6 protein-coding genes and 1 pseudogene are annotated in these 6,263 nt (G+C 73.0%); 4 read left to right on the forward strand and 3 right to left on the reverse strand.

All coding sequences use genetic code 11. The features are described from left to right. From ACXJKL_RS11720 to ACXJKL_RS11730, 3 genes are all read left to right on the forward strand, one after another. On the forward strand, positions 1-186 hold a 186-nt coding region (locus tag ACXJKL_RS11720), incomplete at its 5' end, for a hypothetical protein (RefSeq protein ID WP_457207225.1). A 134-nt stretch (positions 187-320) separates the two neighbouring features. Then, positions 321-500: a hypothetical protein gene (locus ACXJKL_RS11725; protein ID WP_457207226.1), complete on the forward strand. Its 180-nt coding sequence runs from the start codon at positions 321-323 to the stop codon at positions 498-500. A 47-nt stretch (positions 501-547) separates the two neighbouring features. Further along, positions 548-1,987 carry a WS/DGAT/MGAT family O-acyltransferase gene (locus ACXJKL_RS11730; RefSeq protein ID WP_457207227.1) on the forward strand — a complete coding sequence of 480 codons (1,440 nt, stop codon included), beginning with the start codon at positions 548-550 and terminating at the stop codon, positions 1,985-1,987. On the opposite strand, the gene ACXJKL_RS11735 is transcribed toward ACXJKL_RS11730, so the two are convergent. Together ACXJKL_RS11735 and ACXJKL_RS11740 are read right to left on the reverse strand one after the other, a co-directional pair. After that, complete coding sequence (locus ACXJKL_RS11735) at positions 1,922-2,509, reverse strand: phosphatase PAP2 family protein (protein WP_457207228.1); 588 nt, start codon at positions 2,507-2,509, stop codon at positions 1,922-1,924. The two genes, ACXJKL_RS11730 and ACXJKL_RS11735, sit on opposite strands and share 66 nt — an antisense overlap. Further along, positions 2,506-3,891 carry a diacylglycerol/lipid kinase family protein gene (locus ACXJKL_RS11740; RefSeq protein ID WP_457207229.1) on the reverse strand — a complete coding sequence of 462 codons (1,386 nt, stop codon included), beginning with the start codon at positions 3,889-3,891 and terminating at the stop codon, positions 2,506-2,508. Before ACXJKL_RS11740 ends, ACXJKL_RS11735 begins: the two co-directional genes overlap by 4 nt. A 204-nt stretch (positions 3,892-4,095) precedes the next feature. Between ACXJKL_RS11740 and ACXJKL_RS11745 the strand changes: the two genes are divergently transcribed. Then, a complete protein-coding gene (locus tag ACXJKL_RS11745) occupies positions 4,096-5,796 on the forward strand; it encodes a SulP family inorganic anion transporter (RefSeq protein ID WP_457207230.1) in 1,701 nt (566 codons plus the stop codon). Between the two features lie 217 nt (positions 5,797-6,013). Here ACXJKL_RS11745 and ACXJKL_RS11750 read toward each other — a convergent pair. Beyond that, a pseudogene (locus ACXJKL_RS11750) lies at positions 6,014-6,263 on the reverse strand (hypothetical protein); the annotation flags it as partial.

Genomic DNA, 6,263 nt, shown 5'->3' on the forward strand with positions numbered 1-6,263 from the left:
GTCCAGGGCGGGGGAGCGCTGGTCGGGTGGCTCCTCGACGCCACGGTCGGGCTCGGCACGGTCGCGGTCATCCTGCTGCTCGGGCCCGCCGTGGACCTCACCAGCCGGCTCCTGCGCCTGGACGTCCACCAGGGCGGTGTCGATCGGACCGGTGGGGACCGACCCGCTGCGGACCGGACCGGATGACGCTGCGCCGAGATCCGGGTGTGGCTTCGGGACCTTCGGCCCTTCATCGCGGTCTCGGGCACACCTAACCTCGTCAGCGCAGCCGATCAGGGTGCACCCACCACGCCGATGCCACCACGGCCCATGAGGAGCAGATGTTGGAAACCAGTCACGCCGCCCCGTCCGTCACTCGCGTCGACCGGTGGCGCTACCGGTCCGCCGTGCACGCCGCCCGGGTCCTGAACTCCCTCGCCCGCCCCGCCGCGACCCCCGCCGGACCCGCCGTGGTCCGCCCCCGCCAGTCCGTCGAGAGCGGCGCCTCCCGCGCCTCCTGAGCCCCGGCCGTCCTCGGGGTGTTGCGAGGTTTCGCGAGGAGACCACCATGGAGCGACTGACCCCGTTGGCCACGGCGTTCCTCGACGCCGAGGACGTGGACCCGCGGGCGGCGCTCGCCATCGGGTCGCTGGCCGTCTTCGAGGGGCCCGCGCCGCCCTTCGAGGACTTCGTCGAGCTGATCGCCGGACGGCTGCCGCTCATCCCGCGCTACCGGCAGCGGCTGCGCACCGTCCCCTTCGACCTGGCGGCGCCGCTGTGGGTGGACGACCCCGACTTCGACATCCGCTGGCACATCCGCAACACGGCGCTCCCGGCCCCCGGTGGCCGGGAGGAGATCGGGCGGCTGATGAGTCGGGTGATGTCGCGCCGGATGGATCGCGACCGTCCGCTGTGGGAGTACTGGTTCTGCGAGGGCCTCGCGGACGGTCGGTGGGCGCTGCTGTCCAAGCTGCACCACAGCCTCGTCGACGGGGTGTCCGGCACCGACCTCTACCGGCTCGTGCTGGATCCCAGCCCCACGACGCGACCACCGGTGCCGGACGACTGGCACCCCGCGGCCCCGCCCTCGTCGCTCTCGGTGACCGTGCAGGCCGCCTGGGAGCTGGTGACCTCGCCGGTGCCGGTCGCACGTGCCGTGGTGGGGACGATCTCCAGCCCCCGCCGACTGGCCGGCGCCTCCGCCCGCACCGCGCGGGGGCTGCTGTCGATGACCTCGGCCCTGCGCCCGGTCCGGTCCACCTCGTTGACGGGGCCGTTGGACGGGAGTCGTCGCTACACGTGGGCGGACATCTCGCTGGGCGACGTGCGTGTCGTGCGGCAGCGGTACGGCGTGACGGTCAACGACGTGGCCCTGGCCGCGGTGAGCGGAGGCTTCCGGCGGCTGCTGATGGCGCGGGGGGAGGAGGCCGACCCGCACGCCCTGCGGTCGCTGGTCCCGGTGTCCACCCGTGAGCCGGGCGACGAGTCGATCCCGGACAACCGCGTCTCACTCATGCTGCCCCACCTGCCCGTGGACGTGGCCGACCCGCACGAACGGCTCCTGGAGGTGCGCGCGCGCATCCAGTCGCTGCGTGCGCAGCACGAACCGGAAGCCGGCGCGAGCCTGACGAGCGCGGCGGCGTACGGGCCCTTCCTTCCGGTGGCATGGGGGATCCGGCTCGGGCTGCGGCTGCCCCAGCGGCAGGTCTCGACCGTCACCACCAACGTGCCCGGTCCCCGGACGACGCTCTATGCCCTGGGACGGGAGGTCACCGAGATGCTGCCGTACGTCCCGATCGCCGACCGCGTCCGCATCGGAGTCGCGATGTTCTCCTACCGGGACACGCTCACCGTCGGCCTCACGGGCGACTACGACACGACCCCGGACCTGCAGCTGCTCGCCGACGGCATCTCCTCATCGATGGACGAGCTGCTGGCGTGGTCAGCGGGGCCAGCGCCGCTCGACGAGGGTGGCCGCCAGCTTGCCCGAGGTGATCCCGATGAGTGATCCCGCCACCACGTCGCCGGGATAGTGCACACCGCAGTGCACGCGCGACTCCGCGACCGCGGTGGCGGCGAGCCTCAGCAGGATGCCCGGCCACGGGCCGGTCGCGGTGACACCCTCGGCGAAGGCGAAGGCCGACGCGGAGTGCCCGGACGGGAACGACGTCGACGAGGGCATCGGCACGTGCCTGGCGTGCAGGGGGTCGTCGTCGCGACCCGGCCGGCCGCGCCGGGCCAAGGGCTTGAAGAGGAGGTTGACGGACCCGGACGCGACGCCGATCGAGGCCACCCCGCTGACCGCTGCCCGGCGTCCGGCGGGCCCGCCGAAGAGCGCCAGCGCGGTGGCCACGCCGAACCACAGCTTCGACTTGTCAGCCGCGAGGCTCAGGCGGCGCAGGGCGACGTCCAGGGTGGGGGTGTCCGACTCGGCGACGGCGGCGTAGAGGGCCCGGTCGACCAGCGACATCTCCGCGAGGGCTGCCCGTACCCACGCGGACACCGGTGTGCTGTCGGGCACCTCGATCATGTCGTTCCCTCGATTCCGTGGTGGTGCGACGGTGGACGACCACGGGCGACGTCGACGAGGTCGCCGAGGTCGAAGCCGTGGGCGTCCCGGCGTGCGGCCACCTCGAGACTGGCCACCGGCACGCGCAGCCTCAGTCCACGTGGATGGATGGCGAACGTCAACGGGCTGGCGAGCTCGAGCGACTCCCCGTCGACGCCGGCGAAGACCTTGCCGCTGTGGGAGCGGATCTCGAAGGAGGTCGCCGTGAACTGGTGGATGTGGGGGTCCCGGCCACCGAGGCCCGCGGTCGAGCGGGCCACCATCGCGGCCGCCTCACGACCGGTCCTCGCCGTCACCGCGACCACGCCGAGGACGCCGGTCTCCATGCTGCGCCGCTGCGAGATGTCCAGGGCGGGCCCGAGCACGTACGGGTTGTTGGAGACCAGGACGAGGAAGGCGCCGTCGACCTCCACGCCGTCGGGCCGGGTGAACTGGAGGTCGAAGGGCTCGGCCTCACGGCCGAGGAGCTCGGGCAGCAGCTGGCGCGAGGTCTGCGTCTTGGCGTCGCGGTACCCCTCCTCCTGCACGATGGTGGCGTAGACGCCGAGGGACACGTTGTTCACGAACAGCCGGTCGCCGACCGTGGCGTAGTCGACCCGCCGCTCGACGCCGTCGAGGAAGGCCACCATCCCGGTCCGCGGGTCCTCCCGGTCCAGCCCCAGGTCGAGCGCGAAGTGGTTGCGCGTCCCTGCGGAGATGCACACGAACGGAAGGTCGTGCTCGATCGCGATGGAGGCGACGAGGGCCTGGGATCCGTCCCCGCCGGCCATGCCGAGGCAGTCCGCGCCGCCGGCGATCGCATCCAGCGCCAGCTGGGCGAGGTCGACCCCGTGGTCCAGGAACACCGTCTCGACGCCCAGGTCCGCAGCGAGCTGGGCGAGGCCGAACCGCTCCACCTTCCCCCCGCCGGACCAGGGGTTGCACAGCAGCACGGGCTTGCGCGGTCGGGTGGTGACCTCGGCCGGACGCGCACCCGGCCCGAGCGGGTCGCGCAGCATCGCCAGCCGCGCCGTGGCCGCGGCGATCGCGACGAGGGCCGCCAGGAGCAGCAGCTTGAGCACGGCGTCCTCGGCCTGCGACACGGACCGCACCACCGCGACCGCGAGGACCACACCACCCAGGACCGTCCCGCCCAGCCCGACGGCTCGACGGGGCATGCGCTCGGTGAGGGCCCACCACCCACCGGCGACCGCCAGCGCGAGACCGACCAGACCGCCCACCAGGAGCCCGGGATGACGCAGCAGCATCAGGACCACGGCACCCACCAGGACCGCGGTGGTCGCCAGGGAGGCGATCGCCGCCCACCTCCGCCGGGAGGAGGGTGCGTCGAGGACCTGGGTCACCGCGCCCTCCTCCCGCTCCGACGGCCTCGTGCATCGAGGACCCCCCCCGCTCCCCGACCGTAGGAGGGCCCCCCGGGAGGCGACCTCCCCCGGAGCGACGTTCACCCGGGTGAGGTCGCCGCGGGGGTGGGGCCGCCCGCGGACGCGTCGGAGCACGATGAGGACCTGCGTCACCGTGGCGCGACACGGCGTTGGGAGTACCACGTGAGCGCTCCCACGGAGACCGCGCCGGGGACGTGGTCGCGCCACGTGCCGGGTGTGGGGCTGCTGCGTCGCTACCAGCGGGCCTGGGTCAGGCCCGACCTGGTCGCCGGGGTCGTCCTCGCCGCCATCCTCGTGCCCCAGGGCATGGCGTACGCCGAGCTGGCGGGCCTGCCGCCCGTCACCGGGCTGTACACCACCATCGCCTGCCTGGTCGGGTACGCGCTGATGGGTCCGTCCCGGATCCTGGTGCTGGGGCCCGACTCGTCGGTCTCGCCCCTCATCCTTGCCGCGATCATCCCGCTCGGCGCGTCCACGGACCCGGCGCGGGCGATCGCGCTCGCGGGGATGATCGCCCTCTTCGTGGGTCTCATCGAGATCGGCCTGGGCGTGGCCAAGCTCGGCTTCGTCGCCGACCTGCTCTCCAAGGAGGTGCAGGTCGGCTACATGAACGGCCTGGGCATCACCATCATCGTCAGCCAGCTGCCCAAGCTGTGCGGGTTCTCGACGGACGCGGACGGCTTCGTCGACGACGTCCGCGCGTTCTTCACCGACCTGGACCAGACCCACGCGGCGACCCTCGCGGTCGGCCTCGGGACGCTGGCCGTCCTGCTCCTGCTCCCGCGGGTGACCAAGAAGCTGCCGGCGATCCTCATCGCGATCGTGGCCGCCACCGTCCTGAGCGCGGTCCTGGACCTGACGAGCGAGGGGGTGGCGACCGTGGGTGCGCTCCCGCAGGGACTGCCGTCGCCTGGCCTTCCCCGGATCGGGTGGGGCGACGTCGGCCCGCTGCTCATCGCGGCGCTGGGGATCACCCTCGTCTCCCTCACCGACACCATCGCGACGTCGACGAGCTTCGCGGCCCGTCGCGGCGACGAGGTCCGTCCCGACCAGGAGATGATCGGCCTGGGCACGGCCAACCTGGCCGCCGGCCTGTTCCAGGGCTTCGCCATCTCGACGAGCGGCTCGCGCACCGCGGTGGCCGAGCAGTCGGGCGCGAAGAGCCAGGTGACGGGGCTCGTGGGGGCCGGCATCGTCGCGGTGCTGCTGCTCTTCCTCAACGGCCTGCTGGCCGACCTCCCGCAGACGGCGCTCGCCGCCGTGGTCATCACGGCGGCACTCTCGCTGATGGACCTCACCATCCTGCGGCGCTACTGGAAGGTCCGCCGCAGCGCCTGGATGCTGTCGCTCGTCGCGACCCTGGGCGTGGTCTTCTTCGGAGTCCTGGAGGGGATCCTGATCGCGATCGTCCTGTCGATCCTGCTCTTCTTCCGTCGCAGCTGGTGGCCGCACGGCGAGGTGCTCGGCCGCGCCCCCGACGGCACCTGGCACGGGGTGAAGCACCGCGACGACGCGGTGGAGATCCCCGGTGTCCTCGTCTACCGCTGGGAGGCGCCGCTGTTCTTCGCCAACTCGGGGATGTTCCGCCAGCAGCTGAGGTCGCTCGCCGGCTCGAAGCAGGCAGGCTGGGTCGTGCTGCAGTGCGAGGCGGTGACCGACATCGACGTCACCGCGGCGGAGATGCTCGAGCAGACCGACCGGCAGCTCAACGAGCAGGGGGTCCACCTCGCCTTCGTCGAGCTGCGCAGCCGGCTCCAGGACCTCGTGCTGCGCTACGGCCTGCTCGACACCGTGGACCAGGACCACTTCTACCCCTCGATCGAGGCCGCGCTCGCCGAGATCGCCCCGACCGACCGGGCGTGACGAGACCCCCGCCGCGAATGGGGGCTCGGGGCGGAGGTCTCAGCTGTGGGGGGTCAGTCAGTCGCGCCGGTCGCGCCTGTCCTCACGGCGGTCGCCGCGGTCGTCGCGGCGGTCCTCACGTCGGTCCGCTCGGCGGTTGTGGCCGTGGGCGACCACGACGGCCCCGCCCACCACTGCCGCCGTCCTCCGTCTGCGTCGTCGGGCTGCCATCGGCATGTCAGTCTCCTTCCTCGGCGTCGGCCTCCAGTGCGGCCAACATCGCTTGCACGGGGATCCGGCCGGAGGCGACCAGCTCGCCGCCGACGTGACGCACGGCGGCGCCGAAGGGGGCGGCCCACAGGTTCTCCCAGACCAGCAGGGCCCCCGAGTGCCCGGGCTCGATGGTCACCGCGAGGTCGAGCACGTCCTCCTCGGAGAGGATCATGGCCAGCTCGGTCTCGGCCAGTCGCAGGTCACCCAGCAGGCCC

The sequence above is a fragment of the Nocardioides sp. P5_C9_2 genome, from assembly GCF_054049555.1.

Bases quoted from the DNA above. Each gene is read 5' to 3' on its own strand.
- ACXJKL_RS11725 (WP_457207226.1), top strand. From the start codon at position 321: ATGTTGGAAACCAGTCACGCCGCCCCGTCCGTCACTCGCGTCGACCGG.
- ACXJKL_RS11730 (WP_457207227.1), top strand. From the start codon at position 548: ATGGAGCGACTGACCCCGTTGGCCACGGCGTTCCTCGACGCCGAGGAC.
- ACXJKL_RS11735 (WP_457207228.1), bottom strand. From the start codon at position 2,509: ATGATCGAGGTGCCCGACAGCACACCGGTGTCCGCGTGGGTACGGGCA.